Source organism: Cedecea davisae, assembly GCF_044095835.1.
GTDB lineage: Bacteria > Pseudomonadota > Gammaproteobacteria > Enterobacterales > Enterobacteriaceae > Cedecea > Cedecea davisae.
This window is the reverse complement of sequence record NZ_CP172054.1, coordinates 2,953,874-2,968,538: the sequence shown is the minus strand read 5'-3', so window position 1 is coordinate 2,968,538 and position 14,665 is coordinate 2,953,874. Positions and strand designations below refer to the sequence as shown.

The 14,665-nt window shown below is 54.3% G+C and carries 18 protein-coding genes; 8 read left to right on the top strand and 10 right to left on the bottom strand.

All coding sequences use genetic code 11. The annotated features are described in order from the left end of the window. Window positions 1-9 precede the first annotated feature (9 nt). The gene (locus tag ACG1VR_RS14205) at window positions 10-774 is read right to left on the bottom strand and encodes a class I SAM-dependent methyltransferase (RefSeq protein ID WP_395489125.1); all 765 of its coding nucleotides are present in this window, start codon (window positions 772-774) and stop codon (window positions 10-12) included. Between the two features lie 28 nt (window positions 775-802). After that, window positions 803-2,005: a CynX/NimT family MFS transporter gene (locus ACG1VR_RS14200; RefSeq protein WP_395489124.1), complete on the bottom strand. Its 1,203-nt coding sequence runs from the start codon at window positions 2,003-2,005 to the stop codon at window positions 803-805. A gap of 98 nt (window positions 2,006-2,103) precedes the next feature. Here ACG1VR_RS14200 and ACG1VR_RS14195 point away from each other — a divergent pair, with 98 nt between their 5' ends. Continuing rightward, the gene (locus ACG1VR_RS14195) at window positions 2,104-2,904 is read left to right on the top strand and encodes a helix-turn-helix domain-containing protein (RefSeq protein ID WP_016535940.1); all 801 of its coding nucleotides are present in this window, start codon (window positions 2,104-2,106) and stop codon (window positions 2,902-2,904) included. On the opposite strand, the gene ACG1VR_RS14190 is transcribed toward ACG1VR_RS14195, so the two are convergent. After that, window positions 2,894-4,429 (bottom strand): methyl-accepting chemotaxis protein, encoded by a 1,536-nt coding sequence (locus tag ACG1VR_RS14190; RefSeq protein ID WP_395489123.1) that lies wholly within the window; start codon window positions 4,427-4,429, stop codon window positions 2,894-2,896. The genes ACG1VR_RS14195 and ACG1VR_RS14190 overlap by 11 nt on opposite strands. A gap of 294 nt (window positions 4,430-4,723) precedes the next feature. On the opposite strand from ACG1VR_RS14190, the gene ACG1VR_RS14185 reads away from it, so the two are divergent. The 4 genes from ACG1VR_RS14185 to ACG1VR_RS14170 are packed head-to-tail and all read left to right on the top strand — an operon-like array spanning window position 4,724 to window position 7,862. Then, window positions 4,724-5,581 carry an ABC transporter substrate-binding protein gene (locus tag ACG1VR_RS14185; protein WP_016535942.1) on the top strand — a complete coding sequence of 286 codons (858 nt, stop codon included), beginning with the start codon at window positions 4,724-4,726 and terminating at the stop codon, window positions 5,579-5,581. Window position 5,582: 1 nt separating this feature from the next. After that, window positions 5,583-6,404: an amino acid ABC transporter ATP-binding protein gene (locus tag ACG1VR_RS14180; RefSeq protein ID WP_395489122.1), complete on the top strand. Its 822-nt coding sequence runs from the start codon at window positions 5,583-5,585 to the stop codon at window positions 6,402-6,404. Continuing rightward, window positions 6,404-7,177: an amino acid ABC transporter permease gene (locus ACG1VR_RS14175; RefSeq protein WP_395489121.1), complete on the top strand. Its 774-nt coding sequence runs from the start codon at window positions 6,404-6,406 to the stop codon at window positions 7,175-7,177. The genes ACG1VR_RS14180 and ACG1VR_RS14175 overlap by 1 nt, the downstream gene beginning before the upstream one ends. Then, a complete protein-coding gene (locus tag ACG1VR_RS14170; protein WP_016535945.1) occupies window positions 7,167-7,862 on the top strand; it encodes an amino acid ABC transporter permease in 696 nt (231 codons plus the stop codon). The genes ACG1VR_RS14175 and ACG1VR_RS14170 overlap by 11 nt, the downstream gene beginning before the upstream one ends. On the opposite strand, the gene ACG1VR_RS14165 is transcribed toward ACG1VR_RS14170, so the two are convergent. After that, complete coding sequence (locus tag ACG1VR_RS14165; RefSeq protein WP_039899230.1) at window positions 7,843-8,289, bottom strand: DUF441 domain-containing protein; 447 nt, start codon at window positions 8,287-8,289, stop codon at window positions 7,843-7,845. The two genes, ACG1VR_RS14170 and ACG1VR_RS14165, sit on opposite strands and share 20 nt — an antisense overlap. 118 nt (window positions 8,290-8,407) lie before the next feature. Between ACG1VR_RS14165 and yoaI the strand changes: the two genes are divergently transcribed. After that, complete coding sequence (gene yoaI, locus ACG1VR_RS14160; protein ID WP_172570245.1) at window positions 8,408-8,545, top strand: small membrane protein YoaI; 138 nt, start codon at window positions 8,408-8,410, stop codon at window positions 8,543-8,545. Here yoaI and ACG1VR_RS14155 read toward each other — a convergent pair whose 3' ends face one another. The 5 genes from ACG1VR_RS14155 to ycgZ form a co-directional block, all read right to left on the bottom strand. Continuing rightward, on the bottom strand, window positions 8,546-9,049 hold the full coding sequence (locus ACG1VR_RS14155; protein WP_172570244.1) for a YbaK/prolyl-tRNA synthetase associated domain-containing protein: 504 nt from the start codon (window positions 9,047-9,049) through the stop codon (window positions 8,546-8,548). It abuts the gene before it with no gap. Window positions 9,050-9,210: 161 nt separating this feature from the next. Further along, a complete protein-coding gene (locus ACG1VR_RS14150; protein WP_395489120.1) occupies window positions 9,211-9,648 on the bottom strand; it encodes an NUDIX domain-containing protein in 438 nt (145 codons plus the stop codon). A 199-nt stretch (window positions 9,649-9,847) separates the two neighbouring features. After that, a complete protein-coding gene (locus ACG1VR_RS14145; protein ID WP_392397297.1) occupies window positions 9,848-10,114 on the bottom strand; it encodes a biofilm development regulator YmgB/AriR family protein in 267 nt (88 codons plus the stop codon). 49 nt (window positions 10,115-10,163) lie between these two features. Further along, window positions 10,164-10,442, bottom strand: a complete 279-nt coding sequence (locus ACG1VR_RS14140; RefSeq protein WP_395489119.1) for a hypothetical protein — start codon at window positions 10,440-10,442, stop codon at window positions 10,164-10,166. Between the two features lie 165 nt (window positions 10,443-10,607). Then, window positions 10,608-10,856, bottom strand: coding sequence for a regulatory protein YcgZ (ycgZ, locus tag ACG1VR_RS14135; RefSeq protein ID WP_172570242.1), 249 nt, complete (start codon window positions 10,854-10,856; stop codon window positions 10,608-10,610). Between the two features lie 307 nt (window positions 10,857-11,163). On the opposite strand from ycgZ, the gene ACG1VR_RS14130 reads away from it, so the two are divergent. Continuing rightward, window positions 11,164-12,369, top strand: a complete 1,206-nt coding sequence (locus ACG1VR_RS14130) for a diguanylate phosphodiesterase (protein ID WP_395489118.1) — start codon at window positions 11,164-11,166, stop codon at window positions 12,367-12,369. 130 nt (window positions 12,370-12,499) lie between these two features. Continuing rightward, window positions 12,500-13,228 carry a MerR family transcriptional regulator gene (locus tag ACG1VR_RS14125; RefSeq protein WP_395489117.1) on the top strand — a complete coding sequence of 243 codons (729 nt, stop codon included), beginning with the start codon at window positions 12,500-12,502 and terminating at the stop codon, window positions 13,226-13,228. An 86-nt stretch (window positions 13,229-13,314) separates the two neighbouring features. Here the strand turns inward: ACG1VR_RS14125 and ACG1VR_RS14120 are convergent, their stop codons facing one another. Next, window positions 13,315-14,598: a YeaH/YhbH family protein gene (locus tag ACG1VR_RS14120; protein ID WP_016535956.1), complete on the bottom strand. Its 1,284-nt coding sequence runs from the start codon at window positions 14,596-14,598 to the stop codon at window positions 13,315-13,317. Window positions 14,599-14,665 lie beyond the last annotated feature (67 nt).

Below are 14,665 nucleotides of genomic sequence, written 5' to 3'. Positions count from 1 at the left end.
GCAAGCGGTTTATATTGCCATCATCTCTTTTTTTGTCGCCTGGAGAATCAAAAATGCCGGGCGGCGCAATTCTTTAGCAAGGGCGGGGCGCAGAGCCAGAGCCTCGGGTGTGGGCTTAGTTTCCAGCATTCGGGTGAGCGCAAAGCCGCTGTCCAGCAGCGTATTGACATAAGTTTCCGTGGTGCGGTGGTACTTTTGCACATCCTCAACAAACCATTTGGTGTGGCGCAGCCCCTGCTGGTGGTAATGGTTTACCGGCCAGATGGTTTCCTCTTCGTAAGGCTGCCAGCCCACCGGGAAGGCGGTACACATAGGGTGTTCAACGGAGAAGATGAATTCCCCGCCTGGCTTGAGGGCAGCGAAGACTCTGTTGCTCAGCGCGGCAAAGTCTTCGATGTAATGTAGCGCCAGCGACGAGATGGCTAAGTCCCACGGGCCGGACTGCGCCGGAAATTGTTCTATCGGCAAATTATGGTAACTAATATGCTCATCCTGCGTGGCGGCGCGGGCCTGGGCCAGCATCTTCTCCGAGATATCAAACCCGGTAACGCTGGCCGCGCCGTGGCTGCGGGCAAAGCGTGCGAAATCGCCAAACCCGCAGCCCAGATCGAGGATCGTTAGCCCATCCAGCGCGGGCAGCAGAGAATACAGTTCGGGAATTTCCAGCAGCCCGTTAAGACCGGAGTCGTTCTCGCGTAGCTGGCGGTAGTTTTCAAAAAATACCGGGTCATCAAAAATATTCTGCGGCGCTGCCGTGGTGTTTTTAGGGTTCATTCGATCCTCCTTGTTCATCGCCAGGCTATCAGGCGGCGGTTTTCTCCGCTGCACCTATCTCTTTCTGGCGGCCAGCATAAGCGCCAAATACCGCCATTACCACCGAAAGTAGCGCGCATCCCAGCAGGGGTAAAGCCCAGCTTCCCGAAATATCGTGGACTTTACCCATTACCGGCGGCCCGAAGGCGGCAAGCAGGTAGCCCACGCACTGCGCCATGCCGGAGAGCGCCGCGGCCTGGTGAGCGGAGCCGGTACGCATCCCGATAAACGAGAGGCCGAGGATCATCGCCGCGCCGGAACCAAATCCGCCGAGCGACACCCAGAATATTGAGAAGTCAGGCATCAGCCACAGCCCCAGCGTCGCCATACACCACAGAACGGCCATCAGGGCCGCGATACCGCGCTGATCTTTCAGCCGGCTGAGGATCAGGCCGACAAACAGGCCGGGAATAGCGGTGGCGAGCTGCAAAATACCGTGAATCGACCCGGCTTCTGCCTCGTTATAGCCGTGGCTGATAAGAATCGACGGCAGCCAGCCGATTATCACATAATAAATCAGTGAGTTAATGCCGAGATACAGCGTAACCTGCCAGGCCAGCGGTGAAGACCAGATGCCTCTGCTTTGCATCGCCGGGTTGCCGGAGAGGTTCATTACCGTGTGGCTGCCCAGCTGCGGCAGCCAGACAATCAGGGCAATCAGCGGGAAGATCATCAATGACAACATCGCGCCCGACCAGCCAAAACCGTGCAGGGCAATCGGGACCACCATCACGGAGCCAAGCGCGGCGGCAACGCCCATCGTCAGGGAATAAGCACCGGTAAGTTTTGCTACCTGTCCGGGGAAATCGCGCTTCAGCAAGCTCGGCAGCAGGACGTTACCCATCGCAATGCCGCAGCCGATAATCGCCGTGCCGAAGTAAAGAAACGCGGCGTGGCCCGCCGAGCGCAGGGCGATGCCGGCACAAATAATAACCAATGCCCCGAACAGGCTGCGTTCGGTGCCAAAGCGGCGGGCGATCCCGGCGGCGAGCGGCGACACCACGGCAAAGGCCAGCAGCGGCAGGGTGGTCAGAATACCGATTTGCGCGGTGGAGAGCGCCAGCGCGTCGCGCACCATATCCAGCAGCGGTGCGGCTCCGGTAAAGGTGACGCGCAAAGTGGTGGCAATCATCAGAATACCGAGCAGAAGCACAAAGCGGCTCTTCTTGCTCGCTGAAGTTATCGAGGTCATGAGAGAGTATCCAAAAGTACGGGAGGGCAAAGATACACGCTTCTGCCCTTTTACGAATCAAGCTAGAATGACAGATTATCGCTAAATTCGGACAAGTTATGGAACGCGATTTAGATCTTGAGGGCTTTGACCCGGATAGCATTATAACGCCCGCGCTGGCGTTCAGGATCCGCGCGGCGCAAAGCTACAACGAAAAGCCAATTCATACCCACCGTAAAGGGCAATTGATTCTGGCGCTGCACGGAGGCATCACCAGCGAAGTCACCAACTCAATGTGGATGGTGCCGCCGCAGTATGCGGTTTGGGTGCCGGGGCAAATGCCGCACAGCAATAAAGTCACCGCCGATGCGCGCCTCTGTTTTCTGTTTATTGAACCGGGTGCGGTCGCGATGCCCGATCAATGCTGCGCCCTTAAGATTTCGCCGCTGGTACGTGAAATTATCCTGCGCCTGTCTAACGTGCCGCATGAACACCTCGGCTGCGCGGCTACTCAGCGGCTGGTGCAGGTGCTGTTCGACGAACTGCCCAATCAGCCGGTAGAGCAATTGCAGTTGCCTATCTCTTCTCACCCCAAAATCCGCGCGATGGCGGATGAAATGGCAAAAAACCTGCAACAGAGGCGCACTCTGGCACAGTGGGCGGGCGAGATGGCGATGAGCGAGCGTAACCTCTCGCGGCTGGTGGTGAAGGAAACGGGGTTGAGTTTTCTGCGCTGGCGGCAGCAGATGCAGCTGATCATTGCCCTGCGGCTGCTGATTAGCGGCCAGACGGTGCAAAACGCGGCGGAGTCGCTGGGCTACGACTCCACAACCGCGTTTATCACTATGTTCAAAAAGGCGCTTGGGACCACGCCAGGGCGTTATTTAAGCACCCTGGCCGGGGACGATTTTACAGACTAGCGAGCTTAAACTGGGAAACGGCGGTGTTCAGCTCGTAGGTTTGCGCCAGCAGAGATTCGGCGGCGGCAGAGGCCTGGTTCACCATTGCCGCGTTCTGCTGGGTGGTGACGTCCATCTGGCTGATGGCGGTGCTGACCTGCTCGATACCGCTGCTTTGCTCATCGCTGGCGTGGGTAATTTCCACCATCAGGGCGGCAACGCGCTTAACGTCCTGCACCACCGTATTAATGGTTTTACCCGCCTCGTTTACCAGCCTGCTGCCGTTAGAAACCTGATGTACCGAATCTTCAATCAGCCCTTTAATTTCTTTTGCCGCACTGGCGCTGCGCTGGGCCAGGCTGCGAACTTCACCGGCTACCACGGCGAAACCACGCCCCTGGTCACCCGCTCTTGCCGCCTCTACAGCAGCATTCAGCGCCAGAATGTTGGTCTGGAAGGCAATGCTGTCGATAACGCCAATGATATCGGTGATCTTGTTGGCGGAGGTGGAAATATCATCCATGGTTTGGACCACCTGAGCCACCACCGCGCCGCCCTGTTCCGCACTGCGTGAGGCGGTGCTGGCAAGCTGGCTGGCGCTTTGGGCGTTTTCTGCGTTCTGTTTGACCGTGGCGGTCATCTCTTCCATAGAAGAAGCAGTTTGCTCGAGCGCGCTGGCCTGTTCTTCGGTGCGAGAGGCAAGGTCAATATTGCCGCTGGCGATTTCGCTGGAGCTGGTGGAAATTTGATTGCTGCTTTCGTGAACCAGATGAATAACCATCGTCAGCTGCTGGCACATGGTTTCCATCGCCGCCATCACGCTGTTTCGGTCCCCGTTGCGCACCTTAACCTCGCGGGTCAGGTCACCGCAGGCCACGGCGTTTGCGATTTCGGCCACTTCGCTCGGTTCCCCGCCCAGAGAGCGGAAAATCGTGCGGTGTACCCACCAGCCAACAACCAGCAGCAGCAGCACGGCGGCACCGGAGCCAATCAGCTGCCAGCGGGTTGAGATGTCGTTGCTGTCCCTGGCGTTTTCAACCGCGTTATCGGCATATTGGTCGGAGGCCTTAACAAGCGACTCGATCCCTTTTTGATGGGCAAAAAAATCTTTATCTGCGGCTTTGAGTTTTTCAAACAGCGGCGTTGGTGCGCCAGAGCGAATCAGCTCCACCAGCTCGTTGGCGTCTTTGATCATCGCCACTCCGGCCTTGTACTGCTCGCCGAGCAAGTTGTCCTGTAATTCCGGGGGGAGAGTGGTTTTCCAGTAGTCCACACGCTGGTGCCACTGGCTGCTCAGGCGTTTGATTTCCGCATCGGCCTGGTCAACGTTCAGCGTGCCTTCTACCACGCGGGACAGCACCAGCCGCAGCTCAATAAGATAGATAGGCGCGGGCTTAATGTCCGACATTAAATCCTTGGCCAGCAGGCCGCTTTCGGTACTTTGCGCACTCCGGTGACTGCCGTACAGAGAAATAGCGGTAACCAGAGCAGACATCAAAATCGAACAGCAAATTAACAACAACAAATTGCGAGCCAGTGATTTCATTTTGCCTCTCCTGTTATTTTGAAAAGTTATCGGCGAGGAAGAGGGGAAACTTTGCCGCCTGATGCCAAAACCACAGGGTTAATCACAAATTTAGGCTAAAAAAGGCCGATTTTTTATTTTTAAAATAATCACTTAGAAAAACTATTTGTTAAATCTATAAGCGAATGCGTTAACCCTGCTTTAACTAATACAATTTTTGCATATGTAATGCAGGATTAAGTATTGGCGAGGGGAGAAAGCTTATGCGAGCGTAAAGGCATAGCTCGCTCACAGACGGGATAACAAGGGAAATCAATGGCACAGGTAAAGTCTTTATCTAAAAAAACTGCACACAACACAGCGCGCGGCAAAACCGCTCTTGCCTCTCTGGTTCTGGCCCTGTCCGGCCTGACCTCCGCCGCGGTCCACGCAGACCAGCTGGCGGATATCCACAAGGCTGGGGTAATCAAAGTGGCGACATTTGACGCTAACCCTCCGTTTGGCTCCATAGATGCCAAAACGCACGATATCGTGGGTTATGACGTTGATTTTGCTAAAGCGCTGGCAAAAACGCTGGGCGTAAAGCTGGAACTGGTGGCCACTAACCCGGCAAACCGTATTCCGCTGTTGCAGTCCGGCAAAGTGGATTTGATCGTCGCGGATATCACCATCACGCCCGAGCGTGCTCAGGTAATCGATTTCTCCACGCCGTACTTCGTGACCGGGCAGCAATTCCTGGTTCCGGTTTCCGGGCCGGACAAGCTTGATGATTACGCCAAAGGGCGTGTGGGTGCGGTAAAAGGCACCACAGGAGAACAGGCGCTTCAGCAACGTTTCCCGTCAATTCGAGTGCTTTCTTATGACGATATCCCGCTCGCCTTTACCGCTCTGCGTAACGGCAACGTGCAGGCGATAACGCAGGACAGCACTATTCTTGCCGGGCTGCTGGCCGAAGCGCCGGATAAGGCGAAGTTTAAAATTCTGCCGGACCTGCTGAGTAAAGAGGAGATTGGCGTCGGAGTGAAAAAGGGAGAGCCAGCCTTGCTGAAAGCCGTTAACGACGAGCTGGTGAAGCTGGAACAGAACGGCCAGGCAGAGCAAATCTACAACGCCTGGTTTGGCCCGGACAGCAAAACGCCACAGCCGCGCAGCTTTAAAATTGTAGCCAAATAATATGTTTAAAAGACCGCCTCATTTGTCCGCAGCTTCGGCTGCGGATTTTTTGCATCTGGAGTCCGCCAGCGTGGAGTTTCGCAAAGCCAGTAAAAGCTATGGCGATAATTCCGTGCTGCGCGCGATAGATCTCAGCATCACGCGGGGCGAAGTGGTGGCGATTTGCGGCCCTTCCGGGTCGGGAAAATCCACGCTCATCAGGCTGATTAACCAGCTTGAAACGCTCAGCGATGGCGATATTTATATCGACGGGAAACCCACCCGGCGGCTGAGCGGTGCCGCGCTTCGCCGCCTGCGTAGCCGGATCGGTTTTGTCTTCCAGCAGTTCAACCTTTATGCCCATTTAACCGCCGAAAAAAACATTACGCTGTCGCTGACTCATGTGCACGGCTGGAGCCGCGATAAAGCGCGTGAGCAGGCGCTGGCGCTGTTAGCGCGGGTGGGGCTGGCCGAGAAAGCTCATCACTACCCGGCGCAGCTTTCCGGCGGGCAGCAGCAGCGCGTTGCTATTGCCAGGGCGCTGGCTTCTTCTCCGCAAATCATCCTGTTTGATGAGCCAACTTCGGCGCTGGACCCGGAGATGATAGGCGAGGTGCTTCAGGTGATGAAGGATCTTGCTCACAGCGGCATAACCATGATTGTGGTCACGCATGAGATGCAGTTCGCCCGCGAAATTGCCGACCGGGTGGTGTTTATCGACGGCGGCGAAATCCTCGAGCAGGCGGCTCCGGCTCAGTTCTTCCGTTCGCCACAGCACCCGCGGGCGCGCCGTTTTCTGCAAAAGGTTCTCGACCCGCTGCATGCGGATGCAAGGGATGAGTGATGAACAACTATTTTGACTGGGCCGGGGTGCTGACCGGCGCGCCGCGCGAGTGGCTTATCTCCGGCTTGCTGACTACCGCCTGGGTTACGCTTGCCGGGAGCGTAATTGCCACGCTCTGTACCTTGTTGTTGCTAGGGTTGCGGCTGGCGGGCGGGCGCTGGGGGCGTTTTATCGCCGCAGGCTGGGTGTCTATTTTCCGCAATACGCCGCTGCTGGTGCAGCTTCTTTTCTGGTACTTCGCCGCGTGGAACGCGCTGCCGCAAAGCTTACGCTGGTTTATCAACGACGATCACAACTGGTCTCAGCTGCCGGGAGGCGTCTGGTGGCTGACGCCTGAATTCCTCTGCGCGGCCTGGGGGCTGGGGCTTTTTACCTCCGCATTTCTGGTCGAAGAGATCCGCAGCGGGCTACAGGCCGTGGGGAAAGGGCAAACCGAGGCGGCGCTTTCGCAGGGTTTTTCCGGCTGGCAGCTGTTCCGCCGCGTGCTGCTCCCGCAGGGCGTGGTCAACGCCTGGCAGCCTGTGGTCGGCCAGTATCTTAATTTGATGAAGCTCTCTTCCCTGGCAACCGGCATCGGCTTTGCCGAACTCACGAGCCAGGTGCGCAGAATCGAAAGCTACAACGCGCATGCGCTGGCGGCCTTTGCCGTCGGAACGGTACTTTACCTGCTGTTGGGGCTGGTTATGAGCGGACTGTTTACGCTTTTTGCGCCGGGCAAGCACAGGCGGGAAGGGCAGGCTGCTTTAAAAGCGGAGGTGCAGCATGATAGCTAATCTGACCGTTATTTCGGATAACCTCGACTATTTGCTGTGGGGGCGAATGGCGCAGGGCGAGCCGGGTGGCGTGCTCTTAACGTTGTTGATGGCGGCCGGTGCCGGAGTGCTGGCGCTTATTTTCGGGCTTTTGTTCGCCTGCTTAGCCTGGCGTTACGGCGGAGTGGTGCGCAGAGTCTTGTTTATCTGGGCCGATCTTATCCGCGGTATTCCGCTGATCTTCGTTATCTTCTGGCTCTATTTCCTGCTGCCTGCAATCACCGGGCGTGACCTGCCGGGGCCGCTGACCGTCACGCTGGCGCTGGCGTGGTTTACCTCGGCGGCGGTAATGTACACCGCGCTTGCCGCCCTGGAGTCGCTGGCGAAGGGGCAGAGTGAAGCGGCCGTGGCCGGGGGCTTTACGCCGTGGCAGTCTTTAAGGCTGGTTCTGCTGCCTCAGGCGCTACGTAACGCATTGCCGTCTTTCGCCGGGCTGTTTATCTCGCTTATCAAAGATACTTCGCTGGCGTTTATCGTCAACGTGCCGGAGTTAACCACCGTTGCCGGGCAGGTTAACAGCCGGGTGCAGATATACCCGGCGGCTATCTTTATCTTTACCGGGCTGGTGTATTACCTGCTGTGCAGCGCGCTAGCCTGGCGGATTGGTCGCTGGCAGCGCCGCGGAGCTATTGCTTCCCCACTATAAGGGAAACCAGGCCCGCGGCAATCAGCGGCCCGACGGGCACGCCGCGGAACAGGGCGACGCCAATGACGGTGCCTACCAGCAGGCCGCCAACCAGGCCTGGCTGGTTGCCCATCAGCGTTACGCCGCGCCCGCCCAGCCACGAAACGGCGATACCCACCACGATGGCAACCAGCGACTTCCAGTGAGTAAAGGAGTGGAGCAGGCTGCTGGCGGGCAGAGTGCCGCTGGCAATGGGTGCCATCACGCCGATGGTGAGGATAATAATCCCGACGGTCAGGCCCTGTTTTTCAATCCACGGGAAAAAGGTACTGAGCGGCGTAACCCGCACGATGATAAGCACGAGAATGGAGACGGCGACCGTGGTGTTGTGGCTAACAAAACCCAGCCCGGCGAGGCCCAGAAGTATTAATAAAGTTGAGTCGAATATCATGAGGTTTCCTTGCAAAAACGAGCCAAAAGAAGATTTTTATCGTTATTCATTTGCTAATGTACCCGCCGCTTTATTTCTTAGCATTCATCATTTTGTCATTTTTGGTGTTTAATAATTGACCGATGTAATGGCTAAAGGCGGCAAGGCGATGAACGATCCTGCGTTTTTCGATACGCTCTGTATTACGGCAGTATTCCTGGTGATAGCTTCGGCGCTGGTGATGTCGGTACTTTATCTCGAGCGCCGCTGGTAGCTATGCCGTGCGGTGAAAATCCACCAGCTCGGGTTCGGCAATACGAAGGTAATCCTGCGCATTCATTACGACTGATTTTTCCAGCAGCCCGGCGTTAAAGGCTATTTCGTCGTAGCGCTCAAAAATAGACGGGTCTGCCACCAGTTTAAGCTGAGGATGAAAGCTAAACGGGGGGATAGCGCCAAATACGCAGCCGGTTAGCTCGTCCACTTCTGCAGGGCTTGCCAGCGAGGCCTTCAGCCCGCCAAGATGCTGCGCCAGCAGGCTTAAATCGGCCTGTTTATCTGCCGCCAGAATCGCCAGAACGTGCAGTTTCAGACCGTTGCCTTTCACCTTACACACCAGCGCTTTTGCCCCCTGACCAAGTTCGGTGCCGCGAATAGCCGAGACTTCCTCGCACTTGCCTGCCGCAACGTGGCTGACCACCCGATAACGAGCCTGATTCTCCTCCAGCAGGTTAACCAGCTGTTGATGAACCTTTTCACCTTTGATTTCGGTTGTCATTGCCTGCCCTCTGCATGAACACTTTGTCCAATATTCGATGTTTTATCTATTGGAGATGATAAATGCCGCAGGTCTGAAAATCCAGAGGAGAAAATGGCCGGGCATTGCTTAACGCAAACGGGGAGAGCAACGCTGCGCAACTACCCGCTTCATGGCAAGCCTTACCAGCCGTATTCTGAATAGATCTCTCCGGCAAGAATCGCGTTCAGAGCCTGCTTAACATAGGGTACGGTATTGTCCGGCAGCGCGCTGATGTTTACCCAACGCAGTTCGGAATGCTTATCAGGCTCTGCCACATAAGGTTCTTCCCGCCACTCGGAACAGAGGAAAAAGTGGCCCAGCCAGGAGCGGTCATCGGTTTTGACATGTATTGAATGGCCTGACTTTAGATGCTCGGGCCTGATGATGACGCCTGTCTCTTCGTTTGCTTCTCTGGCCGCCGCGCAAAGAAGCGTTTCCCCGTACTCAAGGCCACCGGCTGGCAGGCTATAAAAGCCATCCATCCAGCCGGTGTTAGCCCTACGGATAAGGCAAATTTCGTCGTCACGGCGTAGCACCACAAACACTGCAATGGAGAGCTGGTAGCGTTCTCTTTTCATTGTCTTCGATTCTTTAAACAAGGGTTCTGTAAATATATACAGTGCTATCGGCCAGTTTCAATGCCTGAATTGGTAGGGTGACAGCGGGGGAGAGTTGGTGGAGAAGGAAGAGTAAAGGCCGTTGATGATCGGCCTTTACTTTGTGTGATCGCTAAATGGCGTTGGCCATGCGGTTGGCACGAATGTTTCCCAACGCTTTCTAAATATCATCCATGGTGTGGCCGACCACAATTTCCAGGGCGTTGCGGTAGACATCGCACATCACAACATCGTCGGTGGTTTCCAGAGCCTCCACCAGCCAGATGATAATGGCTTTGTTAGAAACAGACTTATTGGCAGACAGAATGGCCGTTATTGCCTGAGAAATAGCCGCATTCTCCTCGGCATGCCGATCTCCGGCGCTTCTGATGTAGTCGGTTAATGCTTTATCAGCAAGCCCGGTATGCATTTCAGAGGTATTGGAAATTAGCTGTGTCATAGTCACTCACCGTTTTTCAGTTATTGGCCATGGGCCGCTAGTGGACATTTTTTGCGTTACGCTGGTTAGTCTCTACCGCTATTGAACGCGCTTCTTTTTCTCTCTTTCCCGCCGAAACCCGGGAAATATTGCCCTCAATTTCTTCGATAATTTTTTGCAGCACTTTGCGCCGCCGTGTGTCTTGTTCGGATATAAACATCGCCTCTAATTTGGCGACTAAGGCGCGAGTACTTATTGCGCTGTTACTTTTGAGCAGGGATAAAGCTGCCTCACCGATCATCTCGTCCGTTAATTGTTCATCATCGCTTCTCTTCACGTCTTTACTCCTGATTTCCTCGCCAGTATTTGGATAAGTGCTGGCATGAAGTCATTAGCCGGAGCCTGAGAATGAGGAAGAACTCAGTATTTGCAACACTGTGGCTTCTCCCCTGTTGGGGGGCACAGACCATTAATCTGGTGGAACTCCGGTTTGGCCATCACGTTAGCGAGTGAAAAGCATGCCCAACAGCGCCTGATAATGCTTTTCTTCTTCGGGTTCCGAAACCTTGTCCAGGCGCGACAGTAATTTTGTACAAATCGCTTTTCTGTTCAAATTGCGGCCATCGCTAAGAATTTCTAGCACGATCTGCCCCATGGTCTCCTGCTGAGAGAGAGGGATTGCGTTGCTGAAATAACGAGCAATATCATTTTCTGCCGTGTTCTGACCGGGCATAAAAGTGTTCTGTCGCATAAGCCGCTCCTGTAATTTAAACTTTGCAAAATGTTAACTAAGTTATGCAATTGCTATAAAAACTGTACACAAAGGTGTATTACTTCGCTTGCTATTTTTTGATTAAAAATGCTATTTGTTATTTATCAGTTAGTTATTTTTGGTTTTGTTTAAATTATTTGTGCGTCAACTTGTACAAGATAAACTGAGGGGGAATGCAAAAGAAAATGCGGGATGTTGTTCAATTGTTTAGGTTTTGTTGGGTTTGTGGCGACGTCTCAGCGGCTATCTGTTAAATTATTAGCTTATCCTTCCGCAGGGAACGCTCATGCTCACAACTATCATCTATCGCAGCCATATTCACAGCAGCACGCCTTTCGAGGTCTTGCAGGAGATGGTTTATGCCGCAAACGCTAAAAATATTGACGCGGATGTGACGGGAATACTGCTTTTCAACGGCACGCATTTCTTTCAACTGCTGGAAGGCCCTGAAGAATGCGTAGAGAAAATTTATCACGCTATTTGCAAAGACAGCCGCCACTACAACATCGTTGAATTGCTTTGTGACTACGCGCCAGCCCGCCGCTTCGGGCGAGTGGGAATGGAGCTTTTTGATTTAAGGGAACACGATAAACACGATGTATTACAGGTCGTTTTGGAAAAAGGTACCAGCCGGTATCAGCTGGCCTATGATGACCGTGCTTTAAATTTTTTCCGCACCTTTATCGAATCGACTGAAAAAGAAAATTATTTTGAGATCCCCCAACGCGGCACGTGGGAATTTGTCGTCGATGCGCCAGATAGCGGAGCTTCCGCCATGGATGACCCGCGTGCAAAGACTGTTTTTCAGCCGATTGTTGACCCCATGGCGCGCTCGGTAGCGGCGATTGAAGCATTAACAGCGGATGCGGTTTTATCACCTGACTCCGGCAATGAAGATATGAATGACAATCTTTACCTGCGCGATCTGCTGAATGCTAAAGCGGCCTTTGCCGCAGCACAGGGCGCGAATATTGGCCAGCAAACGCTATGCATCAACCTTCTGCCCATGACTCTGGTGATAATCCCCGGGACCGTAGAACAACTGCTAGCGGAAATTGAGTCTAACAAGCTTGTACCCGAGCAGGTGGTGATTGAATTTACCGAAAGTGAAATTACTCCGCATATTGGCGCCTTTACCGAAGCCATCAGGCAGCTTAAATCCGCAGGTATCAAGCTGGCGATAGATAATTTTGGTGCCGGTTTTGCAGGGCTTCAACTGCTGGCACAGTTCCAGCCCGAAAGACTCAAAATTAACAGAGAGCTTATTCGGGATATTCATAAAAGCGGGCCGCGGCAGGCTATCATACTGGCGATTATCAAGTGCTGCGCCTCGCTTGAAATCGCGGTCTCTGCAACCGGCGTTGAACAACCGGAAGAGTGGATGTGGCTGGAGGCGGCGGGGATTTCTCACTTCCAGGGTAACCTGTTTGCTAAACCCTGTGCCGGGGGCCATTTTGCGATTGCCTGGCCGGAACGACAGGCCGAATTGTGATGTCTGTCGAATACCCTGCCTGGCAGCCATTTAATTTTTTCTTGTACAACACCGGAAAAAATTGTACACATTGAACAGATTGACGGGTGTTTTAATGGAAGCATGAGAACTGTGTACGGGGAGGGACACTATGGCCTATTACACTATCGGCGATGTAGCAGAGCGATGTGGAATCAACCCGGTCACGCTGCGTGCCTGGCAGCGCCGATATGGTTTGCTAAAGCCTCAACGTAGCGAAGGCGGTCATCGGCAGTTTGATGATGCGGACATCCAGCGCATTGAAGAAATTAAATACTGGATGAGCAAAGGCGTTTCCGTGGGCAAAGTGAAAGCCCTGCTTGAGCGCAGCCACGTTCCGGAAGAGCAGCTGTGGGTGACTCTGCAAGAAGAAATGATGCTACTTCTGCGAAAGGTTAACCCCGCAAAGCTACGTGATAAAATTGTTGCTTTGAGCCGGGAACACAGCGCAGATCTGCTTATCGATAATCTTTTGTTACCGGTGAGAAATAAACTCAGCCAGGATGAATCTACGGCCTCTTTGATGTGCAGCCTGCTGGATGGCGTGTTGATAAGGCACTGCGCACAATGCCTGACAGAAGGGCAAAGCCAAAGTGGGGAGGAGGTGCTGCTCATCGGTTGGCAAACAGACGACCGAACAGCGTTGTGGCTTGAGGCGTGGCGTCTATCCCGCAGAGGTATGCAAGTTAACGTGCTTGCGGAGCCTGTTGAAACTTTTCGCCCGGAGCTTTTTCCGGGGCAGCACATTTTTTTGTGGACGGGAAAAGCGCTATTAGAAGAGCAGCAGCAGCAGCTCGCTCACTGGAAACAGTGGGGATATGACATCGAACTTCATCAATAAACGGACGTAAACTTAATTCATTTTATCCGTCCCGCTCCTCTGCCATTGATAAAAAAGCCGGTGATTCACCGGCTTTCGGTTTTATGCTAGCCATGAGCATCGCTGGTTTGCTTTTGAAACAGTTCGCGGAATACAGGATAGATATCATCCTGATCGCGAATATGCTGGATAGCAAAGTTATCAAAGGTGCTTTGCAGGTTTTCATATTCACGCCACAGGGTCTGGTGCGCCCGGCGGGTGATTTCTATGTAGCTGTAATAGCGCACTACCGGCAGTAGTTTTTTCGCCAGTATTTCGTGGCACAGCGGCGAATCGTCCGCCCAGTTGTCGCCGTCCGATGCCTGCGCGGCGTAAATGTTCCACTGCGCCGGATCGTAGCGCTCCTGAACCACTTCATCCATCAGCTTCAGGGCGCTGGAGACGATGGTGCCCCCGGTTTCCTGCGAATAGAAGAACTCGTGCTCGTCTACCTCTTTGGCCTGCGTATGGTGGCGAATATAAACCACTTCCACGTTTTTGTAGGTCCGGCTCAGGAACAGGTAAAGCAGAATATAGAAGCGCTTCGCCATATCCTTGGTGGCCTGATCCATCGATCCGGAAACGTCCATCAGGCAGAACATCACCGCCTGGCTGGAAGGCTCCGGGCGTTTTTCGTAGTTTTTGTAGCGTAAATCGAAGGTGTCGATAAACGGCACGCGGGCGATTTTTTCCCGCAGTTCGGCTATCTCTTTGCGCAGGCGTTCTTCTTCCAGCAACTGGGCCGGCTCGCTGCGGCTAACGGCTTCGAGACTCTCTTCCAGCTCATGCAGCAGGCGGCGCTTACCGGCGCTCATCGCCGTGCGGCGGGCCAGAGAGTTTTGAAGCGAACGAACGACGCTGATGTTGGCCGGAACCCCGTTTGAGGTAAAACCGGCGCGGTGTGATTTGAATTCCGTTATCTGCCGGTGCTGATTGCGCTTCAGGTTCGGCAGGGCGAGATCCTCGAACAAGAGATCGAGATATTCATCTTTGGAGATCTGGAATACGAATTCATCCTGGCCTTCGCCGTCCTGGCTTGCCTGGCCCTGGCCGCTCCCACCGCCACCTCCGCCGCCCTGAGGGCGTTCGATGCGGTCGTTTTGCACAAAGTGGTCGTTGCCCGGGTGTACGCGGTGACGCAGGCCGCCGCGCCCCTGATGAAACATAGGTTCGTTGATATCTTCATTTGGAATGGAGACGGACTCACCGCTCTCCACGTCGGTAACCGAACGCTTGTTAATGGCCCCGGAGATCGACTGTTTAATTTGCGCCTTATAACGACGCAAGAAGCGCTGGCGGTTGACCGCGCTCTTGTTTTTGCCGTTAAGCCGCCTGTCTATAAAGTAGGCCATAGTTCCCCCAACTGCTTATGCCAGGTGCGCAAAGGGACCACGCCGCCCGGCGTGGTCCGCAGCAAAC

Bases quoted from the DNA above. Each gene is read 5' to 3' on its own strand.
- ACG1VR_RS14205 (WP_395489125.1), bottom strand. From the start codon at position 774: ATGAACCCTAAAAACACCACGGCAGCGCCGCAGAATATTTTTGATGAC.
- ACG1VR_RS14200 (WP_395489124.1), bottom strand. From the start codon at position 2,005: ATGACCTCGATAACTTCAGCGAGCAAGAAGAGCCGCTTTGTGCTTCTG.
- ACG1VR_RS14195 (WP_016535940.1), top strand. From the start codon at position 2,104: ATGGAACGCGATTTAGATCTTGAGGGCTTTGACCCGGATAGCATTATA.
- ACG1VR_RS14190 (WP_395489123.1), bottom strand. From the start codon at position 4,429: ATGAAATCACTGGCTCGCAATTTGTTGTTGTTAATTTGCTGTTCGATT.
- ACG1VR_RS14185 (WP_016535942.1), top strand. From the start codon at position 4,724: ATGGCACAGGTAAAGTCTTTATCTAAAAAAACTGCACACAACACAGCG.
- ACG1VR_RS14180 (WP_395489122.1), top strand. From the start codon at position 5,583: ATGTTTAAAAGACCGCCTCATTTGTCCGCAGCTTCGGCTGCGGATTTT.
- ACG1VR_RS14175 (WP_395489121.1), top strand. From the start codon at position 6,404: ATGAACAACTATTTTGACTGGGCCGGGGTGCTGACCGGCGCGCCGCGC.
- ACG1VR_RS14170 (WP_016535945.1), top strand. From the start codon at position 7,167: ATGATAGCTAATCTGACCGTTATTTCGGATAACCTCGACTATTTGCTG.
- ACG1VR_RS14155 (WP_172570244.1), bottom strand. From the start codon at position 9,049: ATGACAACCGAAATCAAAGGTGAAAAGGTTCATCAACAGCTGGTTAAC.
- ACG1VR_RS14150 (WP_395489120.1), bottom strand. From the start codon at position 9,648: ATGAAAAGAGAACGCTACCAGCTCTCCATTGCAGTGTTTGTGGTGCTA.
- ycgZ (WP_172570242.1), bottom strand. From the start codon at position 10,856: ATGCGACAGAACACTTTTATGCCCGGTCAGAACACGGCAGAAAATGAT.
- ACG1VR_RS14130 (WP_395489118.1), top strand. From the start codon at position 11,164: ATGCTCACAACTATCATCTATCGCAGCCATATTCACAGCAGCACGCCT.
- ACG1VR_RS14125 (WP_395489117.1), top strand. From the start codon at position 12,500: ATGGCCTATTACACTATCGGCGATGTAGCAGAGCGATGTGGAATCAAC.
- ACG1VR_RS14120 (WP_016535956.1), bottom strand. From the start codon at position 14,598: ATGGCCTACTTTATAGACAGGCGGCTTAACGGCAAAAACAAGAGCGCG.